The following is a 20,974-nucleotide window of genomic DNA, read 5'->3' as shown; positions in this document are numbered from 1 at the left end:
ACGAGTGCGTCACGGGAGAAAGCTCCGAGACAGACGCGGATTGCGGGCGGTGGCAATGACCTTCTCTTCCGCTGAGCTCGATCGCATCAAGGCGATCCCGATCTCGCAAACTGTCGGTCGCGATGTGAGTTGGGATGCGTCCAAGTCCAATGTCTCCGCAGGCGATCATTGGGCCTGCTGCCCGTTTCATGCGGAGCGCACGGCAAGCTTCCATGTTGATGACCGGCGCGGCACCTATAAGTGCTTTGGCTGTGGTGCGGCCGGCGACGGCATCACGTATCTGATGGAGCGCCACGGGCTGTCCTTTGTCGGAGCGGTCGAACTGCTCGGCGGGCGGGCGGATGCGCCGCCGCCGGACCCGGAAGACGAGGCGCGCCGTCAAGCGGACCGCGCGGCGCTCCAGGTGGCCAGCGACAAAGCGGAAAACGCCTTTCGCGAGGAAGAGCGGCGCAAGGCCTATCGGATCTGGAAAGCCGGGCGCGGCTTCGTCACCTCACCGGGCAATCTTCTCTATTTCCACGGGCGGGGACTCACTGCGCCGGAGGACGCGCCGCTGCGCTATCTGCACGAGTGTCCCTATTGGCTGCCGCCTTTGAAGAAAGGCGAGAGGCCGGTGCTGATCTATTCCGGCCCGGCGATGCTGGCCGCGATCACGGGTCCTGACGGACGGTTCCTCGGCGTGCATATGACGTGGTTCGACAAGGACCGACCCGGCGCAAAACTCTCCCTCGCGCATCCGGTCACCGGCGAGGATCTGCCGGCCAAGAAAATCCGCGGCTCGAAGAAACGCGGCTGGATCCTGCTGCATGACCCGCGCCGCTATGGTCAGGCGTTTCAGCGGCTGGTGATCGGCGAGGGGATCGAGACGGTGCGCTCCGTCTGGCAGGCGGAGCTGCGCGTGCGCGGCCAGGCGCGGCTTGCAACGACGGGCTACGCGGCCTCGGTCGATCTGCAGCACCTGGGCGGCAAGGCGGTGGCCACGGTGAAGCATCCAACCATGACCGTGACGACCAGCACCGGCCAGGTGCGCGCCTCACGGGTGCCGGGACCGGAGCCGCATCCCAACGATGAGCGGGCGCTCATGCTCCCTGAGACGATCGTCGAGGTCATGATGCTGGGTGATGGCGACAGCGATCGTTTTACGGCCGAACAGGTCCACCTGCGCGCGGCCAAGCGCTGGATGCAACCGGGCCGCAGGATCCGCAGCGCCTGGGCGGATGACGATGAGGATTTTAACGATCCATTGCGCAGGCCGGGCAAGCGAGCGGACGCGGAAAGCGAATTGGTGGGGGCATGAGCGATATCCAAGAGGCCTATGGTGCAATCGTCTCGCGCATCGACGCGGCCGAGGCCTATGACTTTGACCAGCCCGCGGGCTTTGCTGACAGGCCGGGCGGCATCTCTGAGACGGACGCGGACGACATCGGCGCTCCCGAGGACTCTGGCGCCGCCAAGCAGCCGCAGCACTGGGGATACTCGGTCGAGCGGTTGAATGAGGAATGGGCGCTGGCGCTGGTCGGCTCCAAGGCGGTCATGGTGCGCGACAAGCCGGATGCGCCGATCGAGGATCGGGTGCGGATCATCCAGATCGAGGCGTTCCGGGCGCTCTATGCGAACCGGTTCACGCAGATCCTGCACGATTCCAAGATCAAGACGATCACCTGGTCAAAGCGCTGGGAGACGGATCGGGACCGGCGACAGTTCGATGGCATCGAGTTCTTTCCCAATCACGACGGCGCTGTTGGGACGCCGGGGTATCTCAACCTGTGGCGCGGCTTCGCCCTTGTGCCGGATGGGCAAGCCGGCAGCTACGCCATCTTCCGCGATCACGTGTTCACCAACATCTGCGGCGGTGACGAGCAGCTCTTCGCCTGGGTGTTTGGCTGGTTCGCGCATCTGATCCAGCGGCCGCGCGAGCGCATCGGCACGGCCCTGGTGGTGCGCGGGCTGATGGGCACCGGCAAGACGGTGCTGGGCGAGGTGATGGGCTCTTTGATCGAGCAGCACTACTTCATGGTCGATGACCCGCGCTACATCACCGGGCAGTTCAACGCCCATATGGCGGCGTGTCTGCTGCTGCAGGCGGAGGAAGCAGTGTGGGCGGGCGACAAGGCGGCGGAAGGCCGGCTCAAGGGCCTAGTGACGTCCAAGACGCAAATGATCGAGAGCAAGGGCGTCGATCCCTTCCGCATCGACAATTACGTGCGGCTGATCATGACCTCGAATGAGGATTGGGTGGTGCCTGCGGGCAAGGACGAGCGGCGCTTCTGCGTTCTCGATGTGGCGCCGACCGCCAAGGAAGACCACGGCTACTTCAAGGAGATGTTTGCAGAACTCAACAGCGGCGGGCGGGCGGCGCTCCTGGCCGATCTGCTCGCCTTCGATGTGGATGCGGTCAACCTGCGCAAGATCCCCAAAACGAACAGCCTGCTGGAGCAGAAAATCCGCTCACTCGATCATGTCGAGTCCTTCCTGTTTGAGAGGCTCTGGGAAGGCAACCTGGTGAAGGGCGCGAACGGCTGGCCGCCGGGCGGGCTGATCCGCAAGGAGAAGCTGTTCGATTACTACCTTGAGGTCTCCGACAAGGTCGGCGTGAAGCGGCGCTCCGAGCAGACGGTGTTCGGCATGAAGCTGCAAAAGCTGCTGCCGGGCGTGCGGGTGACCAAGCGCATGGATGAGGACATCGGCGGCACGCGGGCCTGGTGTTACGAGTTCCCCTCGCTCCCCCAGTGTCGCGATGCGTTTCAATCAGCGCTTGGACAAAAGGTCGACTGGCCCAGTGAGGATGACGACGATGGCCACGATGACGGCACGTATTCTCAGTTCAGCGACGCGGGGGAGACAGGACATGTGGGGTACAGGGCCTGACCGGTCCAACCTTCCCAACCACGCGTACCCAAGGTTGGACCAGAATACATCAATCGTATCAATGCGATGACCAACCTGCCCAACCTGTCCAACCTATTTTGACGCCCCGCGCACGCGTGCGCGCGAAAAGGCGTTGCACCCCTTCCGCCCTGTTCTCCCCGACGGCGAAATAGGTTGGACAGGTTGGACTTGGATTGCAGGCCTTTGAGATTGCTAGCGAAAACGCGTCCAACCTTTGTTTTTAAAGGTTGGTCAAGGTTGGACAGGTTGGACCGAACCGGGAATTTGCAGGCGATGATGAAACCATGGAGCGGCACACGATGAAATCAATCGATATCGAGGATCTGGTGCATTGGGCGTTGCGCGATCAGGCGGTCGGCCACGATCTGTCGGAAGGCGGATATGGGCCGGACGGGCTGCGGTCGAGCTGGCACAGCGTTGAGACGATCCTGCAGCTCGGCACCATGGTCGACACCTTTGGCCGCGCGAACGGGAAGGGCACCATGCACCCGGACGCGGTGCTCGTCGGTGAGGCCTTGCGCGGAATGAATGCGCGCGAGCGGGGGCTTGTTCTCGCCTATGGCATGTCGGGCACCCGGCCGGCGTGGGATTATGAGCCGGAGCTGCGGCCCTTTATCGGGGCGAACGGCAAGCCGGAGGTGGTCAAGCGGGTGGAGCGTGGCCAACGGGGGCTGCGCGACGTGCCGCATCGCTGCGATCTGGAGCTTCGTCCATCGCTGGAAGTCGTGGCGCAAGCCTGGGCGACGTACCGCGACTGGCGGTTCGCGCTGACGTTCCTTGCAGCCCTGCTGCGGCCGCGACTGACGAGCCATGCGGTCACCGGACCACGCGCGCCGTTTGAGCCGTGGCTTGGCATGGGGATCTCCGATCTGATCGAGGAACTCATTGAAGAGGGCAGGGTGTTGGCCGGCAAGACACCGTCTCGGCGCGTGAAGGTCATGCGGTCAGCATGGCGAGTTGAGGCCTCTGGGGGCAAAAGACCGGACCGCTAAACTCAGCGGTTGAGGTGCTAAAGAACCGGCAAGGGCGCGATGCCCGCGCCAGTGGTCTCATCGGGCGGTCCTGCCGCGACAGGACAGGCGAGGGGAGCAGGGCCGGCACGCGAAGCACCCCCTGCCGGTCCTGCCGGGTCTCCTGTGGGTCCAGACAGGGGCAAGGATGGCCACCGCAGCCTCAATCTGGGCGGCATTGGTCATAGCGCGGCGAGGGCAGGCGGGTCCCCCGGATTTAGGGACCGTATCCGCCCAAACCACCTGCGGGGGCGCGGCCGCGCAGGATCTCGCCAGTCTGACACGAAACGCAAAGCCTAAAGAGCTAAAGTGAATGGCTAAACAGCGTGGGGTTTGGACGTGGTGAGCCCCTGGCCGAAGAGACCCTCGTCTCGAAGGGCGAGTTCGCCAGGCTGATCAACGTCACGCCCGGGCGGATGTTGCAATACATCACCGAGGATAATCCGCAGTTGGACCTGACAAAGCTGGGCTATGACGAGGCGGAGACGACGGCCTTCGTCCGGTTGATCAAGCAGCGTTGGAAACGGTTCGCATGGAACCTGGCCGAGTGCGACTTTCGCGGCAAGTTCACGCTGTCACAGATGGTTGATATCGGCCTGCGTTGGCACATCGCCTACGGCGAAGTGACGGGCGTGCTTGGCGACGTGCTGGCAGCTCAGCGGCAGCGTTACGGGATTACGACCGGCACCAAACTCTGTCTGGTGCCGCCTCAACGGTTTGTCCAGGACACTAGCGAATTCGTGGGACTGCACTAGGCGGCTATCACGACGAGAACGGACGAACGCCAGCGCGACACGTCATATCCCGGGGCGCCGGACACTTCGCGCCTGACATTACAGTTGCATTTTAGTTTTGATATGAGCGCGTCTGGCAGTGGCTTGATGTGCGCGTCTCCAGCATGACCATGCGATGACATAGGAGGGCTGGATACGACGCTGGGCAAGCTTGTTGGCGATACGCCGGACTTCCTGGATCGACCAACGGATCAGGTCTTGCTGGTCCGTGTCCTGGTTTTTTTGGGTGGCGTCCTGTCGTTGGCGCGGTATCGGATCACCGCCATCATCGCGAAGGCGAGCATGACCAGAGAGACGTGGCGGTGCCATCCATGCCAAGACCGGGTTTCGTTGTGGTCGAGGCCGAACTCGTTCTTGGCAGTCTCGAAGCTGTCTTCGATCGCCCACTGGTGGCCTTCGACGGCGACCAGGGCCTGGATGCTCGTGCCGGCTGGGCACCATGTCGTGAAGAAGGCGAGATCACCGTCGCTGATATTGCGGTGGATCAGCGGCCCGCGGGTCCAAAGACCTGATTTGGTCTGGTCATATTCGTCAGCGTCGAGATCGGCGAGTTCGCAATAGGCCCAGTCATGGAGCCGGGCGCCTTTGGTGCCTTCACCGGCGGAGAGACGCAGCCATGTGTCTGGTTCGAGGTCTTGTGCGATTTCCCCGGCGGTGCCGGCGACCGGAGGCTTGCCCACCCAAGAGCCGAAGTGGTGGTCCGATCTGACTCCGAGGACATAGCCTTTGCAGGCTCGGCGCAGGGCCTGTTCGACATCGCCGACGCCATACACCGCATCCGCCGCAACCCAGGAAAAAGGCACATCTGCCGTCAGCGCTCGACGGATCATTTGAACAGCCAGCGCCGATTTGGCAGCAAAAGCTACAGCTTCAGGGACATGGGTCGCGCGGCATCGCGCGGGATCGCCGGCCCAGCTCTTGGGCAAGTACAAAGCGCGATCGATAAAGGCGCGACCGCGAGCGGACACGTAGGCGGCGAACACACCGATCTGGCAGTTCGTAATCTTACCGGCCGAACCGGTATATTGGCGCGCAACACCACAGGATGCCTTGCCCTGCTTGAGGAACCCGGTCTCATCGATCACCAAGACCGCGTCGTCTGCGGCCAGGTTCTCGACAACATAATTGCGCACGATATCGCGCAACCCGTCCGCGTCCCAACGCCCCCGGCCCAAAATGGCCTGCTGTCGCCACGGCCCGGGATCGTCAGCCGCCTCGCCCGCATCCAACCTGTCTTGCGGCGCTCGTCCCCGAGCAAGCCGTCCAGAAACAGGTTCGCCGATGTGGCAACGCGCTCTTGCGTGAACAATCCGCGCATGCGCCCCTTCACGTCGCGCAACGAGGACGCCCAAATCTCCAGTTTCTCTTCAATCGATGCACCCATCATCCATGACCTCCGAATCATGGTCACCCATCGATTCAGAACTCACTTCAAATTGCAACTGCAATGCTAGGAGTAAATTCAATACCGCACGAATTCCAAAACAGTTCGCGCAGCTTGATTAAATCACTTTCTCCCAATCACGTTTGCCCTAGGATTAGTCCAGCTACAAGACCGTGACAAAGTCTGACCACATCAAGTTTTTTGTATTGCCGAATATGGCCGATGCTGGTCCAAATAAGAGCTGGAGGAAGGCCTAGTGGCTTCAAATATTGAAGAGGGGATGGACTTTGAACTTTCACCACGGAGTGTATCCGAGGTCGAGGCGGCTTTCCATTCCTCGTGGACCGGCGGGAGCTCAACACCGTTCCTCGTTGATGTCCGTGTTCCTCACGACATTCGAAGCAGAGCGGAAAGGATTGTCCGAAAGGCCGACCTGTTCCGCCTTTTCGAAAACTGCCCGACTCTTGCCGTTTGGGCCGTCATGGCGCCACTGTCGGAGAGTTACGGCGCCAGCACGAAAGACGTCTATCTCCACATTAGTAAGTTCGTAAATGAGGACTATTCCGATGCCTTCTCTCGGGACCTCTTGAAGTCCTGCTTCCGGCGCGCCGCGAGGCGCCTCGGCATACCGGTTTCAGGCAATCAGCCAACGGAACTCTTTTTTGCGCCACTGGGTCCCGTTCGCTCCCAGCACGCAGAGCTTGCACGCGCGTTTGTTGGCGCGGCGTTGTATTTGGGACCTCCGGCGATCGAAGACACGCCTTCGGCCCGCCACTGGCAAAGACGTGCCGTCGCCGAGCACTGTCCCACTTTCACCCGTCTCCGGGCGACCATCAACTTCGATACCTCGGCATATTGCGCCAGGCGGTTCGAGGCATGGCGCCAGGGCAAAAGCGCCTCGGGTACATCCGAGAAACATCTGTTCGACGCCTTCGATGCCGCGGCGCGCAGCTTTGGCCGTAGCCGCGGCGAACTCGTCGGGCCACCTCGCCTCTACTGGGCGAGGGATAACCTTGCGCTCGAGGCAGAAGCATCGCGGCTTCCTCAACGCGTCCATATTGGGGCCTTTCCAATACTTGTGTCGGGCGGCAACCATGTTCACATACCGGCACCTTGGCCAGATGATCTGACTTGGAGCTGCGGCAACATTCGCCAGCAGATCGCTTTTGCTCCTGGCCCAGGCAATGTCCTTCTCTTCGATGCAGATAGTGGAGCTTTTCTCACTCGGCTTGGTCGGGACGATACCCTCGCCGAGATCGCTGCGGAAAGACTTGTCGTTCTCAGTCGAGTTTCGTTCTCCTGCGCCTCTTTCGGCGACGCGATTCCATCCAGGGATCTCGATATCTACGTCGCATGGGTCGAAGCAACAGAAACACTTGTTTTCGACGGCCGCGCCGACATCACTTTGCAAAAACCTGACGAGGCAGCGCTCTGGCTCGACGCAGTCACACTTGGCCGGGACGGCCCTCAGCCGCTCTATGCATGCGATGGGGCCCTTATCCTGAGGATCGACCCGGAAATCGGCGGGGCCAAACGCATCGTTCGCGCTCGCATGGCGAAGGATGTGCGCTTCCTCAGTATCGAAGTCGGAGCAGACGGCTTTGCCCGTCTTCCCTTCTATCGATTTGGCCTCGGGGAAGCGGGAGATCCGCGGCATGTGGTCTTTGAAGTCCTGGCCCCAGGTGCCGCAGGCGATCTAAATGCCCGGGCGGAGCTATCGACGTCCTGCTGGATTTGGTGTGGCGTGCCTGCGCCCGACGGCGACCTCTGCGACGTGGATCTCCCATCAAATTTCGACGCGTCCCGAAGTGCCGGATTACGATGCGAAGGTGGAAAGCTTTCCGTCGATCCGCGGGCAGACGCCGAGACGCCGATCCTCAGCCTTTACGACGATAAGATCAGGCGTGAATTCCACCTTGCGGCCCGCGGCGAGAAACTCTGGCATTGCCGGATCTCCACCGACGACCGCATCTTCGTGCCCAAGGGCAAAGTGCTCGTGTTCGGCCATGACGCCCGGCACGACACATTTCGGCTGCGGTCATCTGATCGCGATGCCGATCTTCTTGTACTGGGTCGGGAAAAACGCAGACCTTTCCTTACCCGACAGTCGCTCGAGATCGGAGCCGAGGATCTTGAGGCTACAGTTGAGGGCGATGATCGGATTGCGCTGCGGCGCGCAAACGGCCATATCGACATACTCGCCCGCCTCCGGCGCGTGGCTGACCCCGCTGAAATCTCGCTCACCGAGGACGAGAACTGCATAGACCTGTCCCTACTGCTGCAGCGTCGGTGCGACGCGCTCCACGTGAAGGTCGAGAGCGTTGACGGGAGCGTCCTCCAGGGTGAGTTTGCGTTCGGACGTTTCCCGGTATCCCTGTCGCCGTTAGGGGGTGTCGATGTCACGAGCGAACTCGACAGCGGTCGCATCTCTGTTCGACTTCTCCGAACTATCCTGCCCGCGCCAGCCCGGGTCCGCTTTTGGGTTAGAAACGAGAAGGATCGCACTTTCGCACCTCTCTGCGATGCAGCAGAAGCACAGATCGCGATCGGTCTGGCCGGGTCTATCAATGCCTCCGATCGTCGCTCAGCGTCCCGGCTTGCAGGCTTTTTGGCCGAGCCGGAGGCTGAGGCGCTTGGCGGCCAACTTTCCGCTGCCCTAGGACCTTCCTACCGCCAGGCTCTCGGAGTCGCCGGCACCACGCACATGATCGGCGCCATTCGGCCCGTGCTGAACGTTCACCGGGCTGATGGCCAGCCGCCGCGAAACGATCTCGTGGGTGTAGCCCCGTGGATCTTCCAGGCCCCGCTTTCAGCCTATTCCGGCCTCGAAGAAGCCAGCGGCCTCTCCAGTCTCGCCCACATGGCGTCCATTGGGGTCCCCGCAGCACCTCCGGACCCTGCGGGCGACACCCCCCTCTCCGATTGGCTGGACCGGGTGAGTTCGGATACAGAGCTGCCCCAGGGGCTCGACGCAACCTCCCTCAGCCACGCCTTCAGAGCGCTCCGCTTTCGGCTCCGCGAAACCGACCTGCGTTGTCTCGCCGGCAACGGTCATATCGGCAGTGCCGTCGCCGTGATCTGCCAACCCCACATCGAGGGACTCGAGGCGTTGCGATCTTTCGATAGCGGAGGTGGCGGCGATCTCTTCCCAGCCAGGCTGGCAGCCGGGATCGAACGGTTTGCCCGTGCCTGCGCGGGTCAGCGCGCAGACGCGTTCATCGACAACGTCGAATTCCGCACGGGCCTGCCGCGTCAGGAGATCGGCCAAACACTCACAATGATGCTGCGGGCCGGCATCGAGTTCTTCGTTCATTTCCGCGCGCTCTGGTCCCACGCCGAACAGCTCCGGAAGGTCTCCGCATGACCAATCTCGATCCCAACATCTTCCGCGATCACCTGAACCGCACCCTCGCGCGGTTCGTTGCGACCTCGTCGCCGATCAATGAGATCCGGGCGCCCCACCTGGCCAAGGATCTGCGCACAAGCATCAGCCTTCTCGAATTCGTCAAGGGACCCTATGTCGAGACCCTGCCCGACTTCGAGAAGGCCCGCAGTCTCTCGGAACTTCACGCCAGTGGCATTCTCGATCCAGACTGGGCGGCCTTTGCGCAGGCCACGCCCTCCGTCTGGACGCGCCAGCTTCACTCCCATCAGGAGCAGGCCATTCTGCGAGACGACAACTACTTGGTGGCCACCGGCACCGGCTCGGGGAAGACCGAGAGCTTCCTTTACCCCCTCGTCAACGACATTCTTGCCCAGGGCGACCTGAAGCGGCCCGGCGTCCGAGCGATTCTCGTCTACCCGCTCAACGCACTGGCTAACGATCAGCTCAGCCGCATTGCCGAACTCCTTTTTCGCGATCTCTGCGATCCCGGCATTACCCTTGGCCGCTATACTGGTCAGATCAAACCCCGCGCGACCCGCGGGGAGGAGATAACCCGCCTTCGCTCGTCGCATAGCTTCATCGAAAGCTTCGGAGAAGATGCGGATGTTTCAGACAACTGGCTCCTTTCGCGATCAGAGATGCGCGCCGGGCCTCCGCATATCCTGATCACGAACTATGCCATGCTTGAGCACATCCTGCTGTTGCCGACTAATTGCCAGCTCCTTTCCGGTGCGGATCTCCGTTGGATCGTCCTCGACGAAATCCACACTTATGCTGGTGCACAGGCGATCGAGGTCGCCTTCCTGCTTCGACGTCTCAAGGCACACCTCGGAATTCCGGACGGCACGATCCGTTGTGTCGGTACCTCCGCTTCGCTTGATCCCAGTCGCAAGGTGGAGCTTGCGGACTTCGCATCGCGGCTCTTTGGCGAACCGTTCGGCGGCGAGAAATCTGTCATCACCTCGAAAAAGAAGCCTCATCCGAGTCTCGTCGATGCTCCCATTGCCAGCGGCCTCTCCTCACACCAGTGGGCAGAAGCCGGCAAGCTCGCGGCTGCTGCGGGCGAAGCGTCTCAAAACGACACGCCCATGTCGATCGAGGACTGGAACTTCGAGGCGGGCCTTCTCGAACTTCCCGAACTCCAGCTGGACGACGCTACCTCTCTGGGCGATTCCCTGATCGCCAAACTTGCCTCTTTCGAAGAGGTTCATCGGATCGCTCGGCGCCTCGAAAGTGGAGCTGTCGCAATCAGGACATTGGCCCGCAATGTCTTTCCAGATGCCGAGTCAGACGCGATATCTGCCCTAACTGGGCTGATCGCGGTGGGGGTACTCGCCATCAGCAGGGATGCCGCAGTCTTCCCGCTCCTGCCAGCAAGATATCACTTGATTTCACGCTCCCCGGACAGGACTGGCGTAACTCTGAAATCCGAAGCCCCCGAAAACCTGGGCGAGGTCGTAATCGGATCCGAATTCGGTTCGGACGATCGACCTGCCTACGAGCTGTTTGTCTGCCGAAACTGCGGAGAGCCGTACATCGAAGCCTGGGAAGGTCCCATTGAACTCAACCCGACGCCGGGATCTGGCCGGCGTCACCTTTTGAGGCTTATCCCTGGCGGTATGGCGGCGGAAGAGGAGTCCGACACGCCCGGCGACGGGCCCGGCCAGATCGTCCATATCGATCCCCTGACGGGACGGCCGATGGAGCCCGACGAAGTCGGATCGGTCGTCCTCGAGGACATCCCCTTGCGTGAGGACCCCGACGACGGCACGCGCTACCTTCCGCGCTGTGCGGCCTGCAACCACCGCTCTAACCGTCACCTAGAGCCGGTCACGACCGTGCGCCCGGGCGATGAGGCCATCGCCGCTGTCGTTGCGCAGACTCTGCTTGAGGCTCTCCCGAAGAAGGAAACCGGACAAACCCCGCCAATGGGCGGGCGCAACCTCCTGGTCTTTTCCGACAATAGGCAGGATGCTGCATTCTTCGCGCCCTTCTTCGAGCGTACCTCTCGGGAGCAAGCCATCCGAAGTGCTGTGCTGCGCGCCGTAGGGGCCAGCGGAAAGACCGATATCGACAATCTTGCCGGAGCCGTCGCACGCGAATTGCGAGTTGATGGGCTGAGGCTCTACCGCCCCGGCGTGATGCCCGAGCTCGAAACCGGTCCCAACGAGTTACTCCGTCTCAAGGCCCTTATCGCGGCCGAGATCACCGTCTTCGGGCGTGGCCGCCTCAGCCTCGAAGGGTTCGGTCTCATCGGGATCGATTACGAACAGATCGATCGTCCCGTGCTCGCTGTTCGCAAGATGTTGCCGGAGGCAATGAAGGACCATGCCGAAGCCTTCGTGCGCTATCTGCTCAAGATGATCCGCGAGCATCGCGCGATCGCCGACAAGGACTCCGGTATGATCGATCTCATGGACGAGTCGATCTGGACGCGGATCGCCAGCCAGAAAGGCCGTTGCATCACGCGTGAAAAGAACCCCAACGCGACGCTATCTCTGACGCTCGTGCCGGTGGCGGGGCACCAGAACCGTTTCACTGCCCTGCTTCGGAAGATGGCGAAAACATGCGGCACCGCGATCGACGACAACCAGATCCGCGATGTGCTCACACATTTCTGGAAGGCCATCGAACATCCGAGGTCCATGACCTCCAAGCATGGCGTCGGGCGCGCCCTCAGGCTCGACAAATCCCTCTTTGTTGTGCCCGGCCGGGATGTCAGGCTCTACCAGTGCCTGTCCTGTGGTGGCCGCACCCAGTTCGACACCGCAGGGGTTTGCCAGTCGATGGGATGCGACGGGCAGTTGCGCGAAATCATCGAGGCCGAACGACAGGATCTCGCGAAACGTAACCACTATGTCGTGCGCTACAATGCGCACCCCCTGATGGGGATCGCCCGAGAGCACACCGCAGCCATTGCCGGCGAAATCCGGACGGCAATTGAAGAGAGTTTCAAGGCAGGCGAGGTGAACCTGTTGTCCTGCACCACCACGATGGAGATGGGGGTCGATCTCGGCGATCTCGAGGCGGTGCTATGCAAAAACGTTCCGCCCTCGATAGCAAACTACCAGCAGCGTGCGGGCCGGGCCGGCCGGCGCGCACAGGTCGCCCCGATCGTCCTCACGTCCGCCCGATCCGGGCGTTTCGATCGCGCAGTCTACGAGGGTTTCTCCGAATATCTCTCGGCCCAACCCATCATTCCTTACCTCAGCCTCAACAACGCCGGTTTCTTCCAGCGCCACCAGCTCTCGATGATCTTGGCGCGGTTTCTCGAATACCGTCTAAAGGCCTACAGCCGTCCTGGATCGCCGCGGCTGCGCGACGTTTTTGCAGAAGCCCTCACCCCGGAGGCGCGCTCGGATTTCGATCGCGACTTCGCAGTGTGGCTTACCGGCGCTGACCGGGAGATCGAAGCAGCGGCCCGGCTAGGAGACAGGCTCCCGGAGGCCCTTGCGGATATTGCCCTCGACGCCGATGGCCTGCGCGCCACCATGAACCAGCGCTTTACACGCTTTGCCGACGCGATCTGGGGCCGATGGGGGGTGATGCAGGAGGCCATCGACGATCTCGAGGAACGCCGCGCTGCCCTGAACCGGACCGCCGCCGATCAGTTCCAGAAGGTCGACCGGTCCCTAGGTGCCTTGCGGACGCAACAGCGCCTCTACATGAACCAGTTCCTGGTCGATCAACTGTCCCGTCGTGCCGTGATTCCGACCTATTCCTTCCCAGTCCATTCCGTATCGCTCGAAGTCCTGAACTCGGCCGGGCAGACTGCTGACTCCTCGATCCTCGAGCTCGACCGGGATGGATCGATCGGGATCTCAGAATATTCGCCGGGTGCCGAGGTCGTGGCCGGCGGACGTGTCTGGACGAGTGACGGTATATCGAAGCGATCGAAGTTCACCGGTGACGATGCCTTCATCGATCGCGCTCGATACCGGGTCTGCGAGGCCTGCCGTTCGCCCCAGGTTACTATGCAGGGCATGGAGCCCGAAGACACCTGCCACCAGTGCGGCGTTCAGTTCATCAAGATCAACAGAACTCGGGACTTCATTCGCCCACATGGCTTCCTGACCTCCGTTGCTGACGGCCAGGGGCGCGACCCCGGCGCGAGCCGCCTGCGGCCAACCGTGTCGGATGAAGCGCTGCTCCTTACCGAAGCGCCGCTGCACCGGTACACGGCAACCGATCTTCCCGGAATCCTGACCTTCCACGCTCCCGGGTCCAATCGGCCGGATCACGAACTCGGTCGCATCATTACAGTTAACCGCGGCAGACACCGTGGCGGCTTTGCCTGGTGCCGCAATTGCGAATACGCCGTACCGGCGCTCGGCATAGGGCCGGAACTTGGGTGGCAAGACCCTGTGGCACTCGAGGCCCACTCGAACCCGCGCACAGGTCTCTCCTGTCGCTCCGATCCCGGTGAGCGGGTCTATCCCGTCGACCTGGCGCATGTGTTCGAAACCGATGTCCGCGGGCTGCTCTTCGAGGGATTCCCGCGTGCGCCCGACGGATCTAGCCTCCCGACGGGTACAAGTCTTGATCGCACTCTCCAAGAGGCGCTCAGGCTCGGAGCGGCCGATCTGCTCGAAACCGATCCGCGCGATCTGCGTGGGCTCATCCAGCGACTGAACGGCCATCTCGTCGTCGTGCTCTACGATTCGGTCTCGGGCGGGGCGGGATACGCTACCCGACTGACCCGCGAAGACGGGTTCCGCGCCGCCGATCTTTTGCTCGCCGCCCGTAAGATCCTTGATTGCCTCAACCCCGACTGCGTCAGCAGTTGCACGCGGTGCCTGAACGATTACTCCAACCAGAGGTTCTGGCCGGATTTCGAGCGTCGTCCGGCATTGGCCTGGATCGAGTCGATCCTGATAAGTTCCGGAGAAAAGGTTGATCTCAAGTGGAATGCCTAATTAAGGCGGAAAGACCAACACGATGACAAGCGAGTTCAAGTCTGAAGCCGTTCTCTCAGATTTCAAACGCAATAGCCAGACGGCTGTTATGACCGTACAGAAGGTTCCACCCGCGAGCCTCACGATGGCGGATTGGAAAAAGACGGGATGGGAGCCTCCGAAAAGCTTTGGGCCGTTCCCGCTTCGAGCGGTCAGCCCCGATGTCGTCGACTTCCTCGTGGCAGCCAAGCATTTCTCTGTGCGCGACCTGCGCTCTCTCGTCGACTACCTTCAGATAGACGTAGACCCCAAGGAACCTGCGGCCGTCTACGATGCGCTTCTCGACCGCGTCGAGCCCGCACCATGGACCTTGCCGATCATCGAGGTCGCGGTCAGCGAACGTCGCCTGAAAGCCAATGGGCTTCCGAGCCCCCGCCGTCGCGAAAAGGCAAAGCATATCCTTACCAAGCTCCCTCTCTCCAAGCTACGACTGAAGAACAACCCCACCCTACAGGATCGGGTTCTTGAGTTAAGAGCTGAGGGACAGATGGCGGCCGACATTGCTGTCGCCGCCTTCTGCGAATATGCGATCGAGGCCTATTTCCGCCGTGTCGACACGCATGACGGCGACAAAGTCGTCGCGATGGCCTACGCGCATCTGACCCAGGCGAATACCCGGCAGGAATCCGCCCAAGAGATACTTGGCGATCTCGATGACGTGGACAACTGGCCGGCTCACGGGCACAAACTCATTGCCACCGCCACGGAACATCCAGACCTGGCATCATCCTTGGTGCAACAGCACTTGGTCTCAACGCTTCACAGCCTGGCCGCCGACCTCGATATCTCCAGCGGACCGGACGAATTCGATCTCGTTTCCAATCTTGCTTTGCTTGCGTCCGACCAGGCTGCGAAAACTTCCCAAGTATCCATTGATGCTCTCCTATTTCAACTAAACGCGATCGGAATCGATGCTGAAGCGATTCAGGTCAACGATCAGACTGCGTCCATTCTTCGCAAATTGAATGCCAGCGGAGTGCTCAGAGAAATCGAGTACGTAGCGAAATACATCATCGATCTTGAGCAAGCATCGGGAGAGTTGCGGGGCCGGATCAAGGAAGCTAACGAAACTGAGAACTTCGAATTGCTGGCAGAACTCGCGACGCAGGCCCGCGAGACAAAGGCGAGGCTTTCGGAACTGCGCGACAACCACGAACGTCGCATGAGAGGGGTTCGATCGGTCGTTGAAGGAGAGATCGCGGCAATCGACGTCCTGCCCGAAGGCATGCGAATGGAGATCGAGTCAACCGCACACGACGCCGAAGACATCGAAGCGCCAATAGCCGAAAGGATCGACAGCCAAGTAAACCGAGTTGCGGACCAACCGACAGCTGAGGCGGCAATCGCAGCTCTGGAAGCGAGCTATAAGGCTGACAGCGACACAGACCACGAAGATGCCCAGCCGCAGGATAGCGGTGAGATAAATGAAGAAGCTCACGGGGTGCCGGTGAAAACTGGTGGCATTGACTGCGCAGCCTCTGAATCGACGGATGATGTCTCCGTTAAGAAGGAGGGAGTGCACGCAGACGCAGTGGGGCACGAAACGGAAACTGTGACGGTTGAGGCGCTGACCGAGGCACCCCAAACCCAGCAACAGGAGACCCTCGCATCCGGTCTCTCTCGCTATGTCATCGCGGAAAACGGCGATAGCCAACCTCCGCAAGGCGGCGCGTCGCCGGCTCCGGTCGGCTCGGACGTTCTCGCCGCCTTGATCTCGCGCGACTTGGTCGGTATTGCCGCGGATGCAGCTGAGGCCTTCGAGGCAGAAGGGTTCGTATGGCCGATCGAGGCTCCCGTTCTTCGCGCGGCGGCTGGCTGCCGAGGTCCTCATCGGGAATATGGCCAAGATTCGCAGCGCTTCCTGACGATCACCTCTCGCGCAACCTCGCTCCAACTTGGCGACCTCGGCTCGGTCATGCTACTGGGCGCGCTTGTCCGTCCTGCCATTCTCGAACAATCCTCGGCTTACCGGGCGGGACTGCTTCAGCGCGCGCGCGGGGCTTTGGGAAAACATCTCCAGGAAGCGGCCGGTGCGATTGCTGCGCTCGACTATGACTTCCCGCCCGCCGCCGACGAACTCGCCCGGATTTCCGGAGCACAGAGCGTTCCGCAGAGAAAACGGATCTCGGACCAGCTCGACGAGTGGTGCCTGCTATTCTCTCAAAAGACCTCTCGCTGGCATTTCGCGACGTATTTCTTGCATCATGTGGTTTCCGATAACGGGCTGATCGGAGCTGCGCGGGCCGCAATCGCAGCAAACTCCAAGGATGCAGTTCGCTTGGCCCGCAAAGCCATATCTCAGCTCAAGACGCAGTCCGAAATCGAGGCTCGCTCGATTGAATTCGCAACCGAAACCGGACACGGCGGTGCACGCCTTTATCCTAAGGGAATCGAGTACCTTGATCGTCAATTCGACGAACCCCTTGGGCTGCTCGACAGTTGGGTCAGGGCTGCCGAGCGCGAAGGCACGCATAGCCAAAAGTCCGAGGCCCGCCTACGCAGAACCATTAGTAATCTTCAATCCCGCTTCGAAAAGGCTGCGCGCGCGTTGCGCGAGGATGCAGACCAGGGGGGAGACCCGCTACGCTGCGCCGTCGCCCACTGGATTGCGCTCCAGATCGATGAGGCGCGTCACGCCCTGGAAGGAGCCGATACCGGCACCTTCACGACCCTCGAAGAGGCCCTCAGCGCCGAGCGCGACCTGCTCCCTGCAGCGACCCGCGGAGCACTGGACGACCCCGAGGAGCGCTTCGATGCACTCACCGAGGTTTTACTCGGCTCCGGAATTCCGGAGCCGGAAACAGCTCTTCTTCGCTCCCGGGAAGAAGCGGCTTTCGATACGGCGGCCCGCCTTGCGGCTAGGTTCGGCATCGATGCGAGCGAGGATATCCGGCAGGACATGGCTGCATTCTCCGATATCTGGCGCGTCGAGGTGGAACGGCGCGAACGCCGCCTCAAGACGCTCGCCAAAGTGGACCACAAGCATCAGGAGAAAATCGCGAGAAACCTGAATTGGTGCAGCATCGCTCTCGATCGCCTCACCGCGATCAGGGACGGGGCCGAGGTTCATGATCTTGCCGATATCCCCGCTCACATCCGCGAACTTGATGAGGTTTCGGGGGCGATTGAAGCCAACATCCGGCTCGATCAGGCTGAACGGATAAACCAATATTGCACGGAGCAAAACGTCGACGAGGCGAATGCGCTTCTCTCCGCCATCGACGATCTTACGATCGAAGCGGTCGAGGATCGCATCGCCCAGCTCCGCGATGGCCGTTCCGCGGCGACTTTCGAAACCGAACTGGAAGGGCTTTTGAAGGAATTCACTCCCGGTTTCGTCAGCCAGGCCATCGGACCGGATTGGCCAAAATCAATCGACGCCTACAAGGCGGCATTTGAGATCATGGGCCCGCTTTTCCTCGAAGAAGACCGTCGCGCTGCAGGTACCGATTTTGTCGGCCTGTACCTCGACATTGCGCGCTCGATACGTCTTAAAAAACCGTTGGTATCGAAAGTCCGCGAATTCTTCGAGGAAATTGGCTTCGAGAACTTCAAAACCCACAACCTGCAATCGCTTGGCCGCACTAATTCCTGGCATGCAACGATTTCCGCAAAGATCGAGTCCAAGTCGGGCAACTGGTTCCTCCCTCCGGTCTTCGGATCGAAGGCGACCGCAGGCTACCATCTTCTTATCATCGGACCCGAAACACTGCCTGAAGCCATCTTAAAAGCAGTCTCTTCCGAGATGCCGGCCATCCTGCTGTTCTTGGGCGTTGCGGATCTCGCCAGGCGTCACGAATATGCAAAACGCCTGCGCGCAAATGCCATCCCGGCGCTTCTGATCGACGAGGCCCTCGTTGCCTTTACTGCCACCCAGCGCGACACTCGGGCGAAAACGATCTTCGAGTGCGGCCTGCCCTACGGCCGTGTGGAGCCGTACGTCACCGACGCTGCGACCGTGCCGGAGGAGATGTTCTTCGGGCGCGAGGAAGAGATCCGTAATATCATGTCGAAGACCGCCGATGGTTGCCTGGTCTACGGTGGCCGCCAACTCGGCAAGTCAGCACTTCTCAACCACATTTCGACTACCTGCAACGCGCCCGCGCAGAGCCGCATTGTGCTCAAGCGCGAGGTCAAGTCTCTCGGCAACGCCGAAAGAACCTTCGAGATCTGGTCCCATCTCAGCGCGATGCTCTCGCCCTACGATGTGGTCAAACCCGCCAGCCGAACAGCCGATGCCATCAGCCACGATATCCGAGCATGGATTATGACCCATCCGCAGGGGCAAATCGTGTGCATGTTCGACGAGACCGATCATTTCATGGCCGCTGACACGAAGGACGACTATCCCGAGTTGAGCCGTCTCAAGGAGTTGATGGAAGACACCGGACGCGCGTTCAAGGTGGTCTTCGCAGGACTTCACAACGTGCAACGGATGGATAAGCAGCCGAACTCGCCGCTTGCTCACCTTGGTCAGCCTATCTGTATTGGCCCATTGAACCGGACGGAGGATGACAAGCGCGTGGCCCACGACCTCGTGGTGGAGCCGATGCGGGCAGCAGGTTTCCGCTTCGAGTCATTGGAGGCGGTCGAGGCGATCCTCGCCTGGGCGAATTACTACCCGAGCCTCGTCCAGGAATATTCCAAGGGGCTCCTCGCCACGCTCCACGGTGCGGGCAGTGGCAAGCCCTATCGCCTCTCCGATGACGGGCCGCTTTGGGTTATCCTGACCGAAAGCCTCTTCGCTCATCGCGGCTTCCATGCCATCGAGACCCGCATTCGGCAAAAGTTCCACTGGACACTCGAGCTCGATCCTCGCTACGCTCTTGTCGCATACACGCTGGCCCGCCTGAACATAGAAGGCAACGAACAGCAGTCACTGGTAACCGGCTTTAGGCCAAGCGAGCTTCTCCTTGAGACCCTGACGTTCTGGCCCAAAACCGCCGAGCATCCGTCTCAGGCGTCGTTCGACGCGCTGCTCCAGGAACTCTTCGACCTCGGTGTGCTTGGACGAGTGCCTATCCCGAACACAAACCGCCACACCTACCTGCTCCGCACCCGACAGGTTGCGGCGATGCTCGGCTCCGAGGAAGATATCGATCATGCGCTGCTCGAAATCGTAGAGCGTGACCCGACCATCTCCTACGATAGGGCGATCCACCGTCGGCGTTATGCGCCTGCCGGCCACCACGGGTACAACCAGCAGGAATGGCCCTATGCTCCGCTCACTGATCTCCAGATCGAACGCATTGTTGACCCTAATGCGGTCCCGATGCAAATCGTATGCGGGCTCGAAATTCTCGGCTTGTCAAAAGTCGGCGCGGCCCTGAAACAGATTGCCGCGATCGGCCGGCTACCCGGAGCGCCGAAGGACGATATCACCGTCCATGTCGTGACATCGCGCAAGGAGTTGGGCACGCTGATTGGTGGCCCGGCGGCTGTTGATCGATGCATGTCCCTAGTGGTTCACACACCTGCATCACCGCAGGAGGCGGCTGAGGAATTGGCTTGGATCGAACGCCAGCCCCGGGTTGTTGAAAACCAAGTCCGTCCGGTGGTCATTCTCGATGCCGCCGATGAGGACATGCGCGGGCTCGCCAGTCGCCGCAAGGACCAAGCCCAGTTCCTTTCGGCTTGGGGCGGGGAGATGGTCCGGGCTCATTTGCAGCAAATCGAAAAAACCGATCTTGACACTCCCGCTTTTCGAAAAGCCATCCTCGAAACCACCGGCGGGTTGCCGACCGAAACGATCAAGCTCATTCGGGCGATGTCTCTGGCGAGCGATCCTACCGAAGTTGTCAGGACCTGGGCCATCTCGGAGAAGCTCCCTGTTTCCTTCTTCAAAGGAGCGCTTGGTCAGGCGCTGCGCTTGATTGAGGTTGCGGAAAAAGATGATTATCAGGCGCTTGATGAACTCATGTGCGAGGAGATCGGGCAGGATCTGGAGACGATCGGCCCTGACCTTTTGGCGATCGGTCTCGTGGTCGATTGGAACGCAAAAGCACGCCGCATCCGTCGCTCTGCGCTGGGCGATCTCATCGCGCAGACCTTGGAGACACAATACCCATGAGTTCCAGCAACAAACCACCAGTATCGCTCATGATTGGCTCAGGCGCATCCGGTCCGTTTTGAGCTAATATCCCGGGAAATTTCTCAGCCCGGCGGTCCAAAAACGGGTTCAACGTCAACAAGTTGCCTGAGTCTGGCCTGCTGCCGGTTTTGAGGACACCGAGTTAAGGTGTTTTTGGAACTGGAGAGTTGGAATGCAGAGACGGAAGTTCAGCCGCGAGTTCAAGCTCGAAGCAGTGAATCTGGTCAAGGATCGGGGCGTTTCTGTCGCCCAGGCGGCGCGTGACCTGGACCTTCATGAGAACGTTTTGCGCAAATGGATCAGGGAGCAGGCTGCCGATCCGCAGCAGGCCTTCCCGGGCAACGGGCAGATGAAGCCCGAGCAATTGGAGATCAACCGGCTCCGCAAGGAGGTCGCCAAGCTCAAGGCAGAGCGCGACATCCTAAAAAACCATCCCGGGCAGGCGCCCGCCTGTGCGGGATAGAAA

At 61.0% G+C, this 20,974-nt stretch carries 7 protein-coding genes and 2 pseudogenes; 8 read left to right on the top strand and 1 reads right to left on the bottom strand.

The window, feature by feature from the left end; all coding sequences use genetic code 11:
* Window positions 1–55: 55 nt before the first annotated feature.
* The 4 genes from D1F64_RS14315 to D1F64_RS14300 all read left to right on the top strand — a co-directional run bounded on the left by D1F64_RS14315 (window position 56) and on the right by D1F64_RS14300 (window position 4,654).
* On the top strand, window positions 56–1,297 hold the full coding sequence (locus D1F64_RS14315; protein ID WP_117412976.1) for a CHC2 zinc finger domain-containing protein: 1,242 nt from the start codon (window positions 56–58) through the stop codon (window positions 1,295–1,297).
* Entirely contained in the window at window positions 1,294–2,868 is a 1,575-nt protein-coding gene (locus tag D1F64_RS14310; RefSeq protein ID WP_117412975.1) for a primase-helicase family protein, read from the top strand. Before D1F64_RS14315 ends, D1F64_RS14310 begins: the two co-directional genes overlap by 4 nt.
* A gap of 320 nt (window positions 2,869–3,188) precedes the next feature.
* Window positions 3,189–3,881 carry a hypothetical protein gene (locus tag D1F64_RS14305; protein WP_162901565.1) on the top strand — a complete coding sequence of 231 codons (693 nt, stop codon included), beginning with the start codon at window positions 3,189–3,191 and terminating at the stop codon, window positions 3,879–3,881.
* Between the two features lie 344 nt (window positions 3,882–4,225).
* A complete protein-coding gene (locus tag D1F64_RS14300; RefSeq protein WP_117412973.1) occupies window positions 4,226–4,654 on the top strand; it encodes a phage portal protein in 429 nt (142 codons plus the stop codon).
* A 230-nt stretch (window positions 4,655–4,884) separates the two neighbouring features.
* Here the strand turns inward: D1F64_RS14300 and D1F64_RS14295 are convergent.
* Window positions 4,885–6,098, bottom strand: a pseudogene (locus D1F64_RS14295) (IS701 family transposase).
* 235 nt (window positions 6,099–6,333) lie between these two features.
* On the opposite strand from D1F64_RS14295, the gene D1F64_RS14290 reads away from it, so the two are divergent.
* The 4 genes and pseudogenes from D1F64_RS14290 to D1F64_RS14275 all read left to right on the top strand — a co-directional run.
* The gene (locus D1F64_RS14290) at window positions 6,334–9,441 is read left to right on the top strand and encodes a hypothetical protein (protein WP_162901564.1); all 3,108 of its coding nucleotides are present in this window, start codon (window positions 6,334–6,336) and stop codon (window positions 9,439–9,441) included.
* Window positions 9,438–14,378: a DEAD/DEAH box helicase gene (locus tag D1F64_RS14285; RefSeq protein WP_117412971.1), complete on the top strand. Its 4,941-nt coding sequence runs from the start codon at window positions 9,438–9,440 to the stop codon at window positions 14,376–14,378. Before D1F64_RS14290 ends, D1F64_RS14285 begins: the two co-directional genes overlap by 4 nt.
* A gap of 22 nt (window positions 14,379–14,400) precedes the next feature.
* Window positions 14,401–20,487: an ATP-binding protein gene (locus D1F64_RS14280; RefSeq protein ID WP_117412970.1), complete on the top strand. Its 6,087-nt coding sequence runs from the start codon at window positions 14,401–14,403 to the stop codon at window positions 20,485–20,487.
* Window positions 20,488–20,680: 193 nt separating this feature from the next.
* Window positions 20,681–20,935 (top strand): annotated as a pseudogene (locus tag D1F64_RS14275) (transposase); the annotation flags it as partial.
* Window positions 20,936–20,974: the final 39 nt, after the last annotated feature.

The sequence above is a fragment of the Breoghania sp. L-A4 genome, from assembly GCF_003432385.1.
GTDB lineage: Bacteria > Pseudomonadota > Alphaproteobacteria > Rhizobiales > Stappiaceae > Breoghania.
This window is presented reverse-complemented; position numbering and strand designations above follow the sequence as displayed.

Bases quoted from the DNA above. Each gene is read 5' to 3' on its own strand.
- D1F64_RS14315 (WP_117412976.1), top strand. From the start codon at position 56: ATGACCTTCTCTTCCGCTGAGCTCGATCGCATCAAGGCGATCCCGATC.
- D1F64_RS14310 (WP_117412975.1), top strand. From the start codon at position 1,294: ATGAGCGATATCCAAGAGGCCTATGGTGCAATCGTCTCGCGCATCGAC.
- D1F64_RS14305 (WP_162901565.1), top strand. From the start codon at position 3,189: ATGAAATCAATCGATATCGAGGATCTGGTGCATTGGGCGTTGCGCGAT.
- D1F64_RS14285 (WP_117412971.1), top strand. From the start codon at position 9,438: ATGACCAATCTCGATCCCAACATCTTCCGCGATCACCTGAACCGCACC.
- D1F64_RS14280 (WP_117412970.1), top strand. From the start codon at position 14,401: ATGACAAGCGAGTTCAAGTCTGAAGCCGTTCTCTCAGATTTCAAACGC.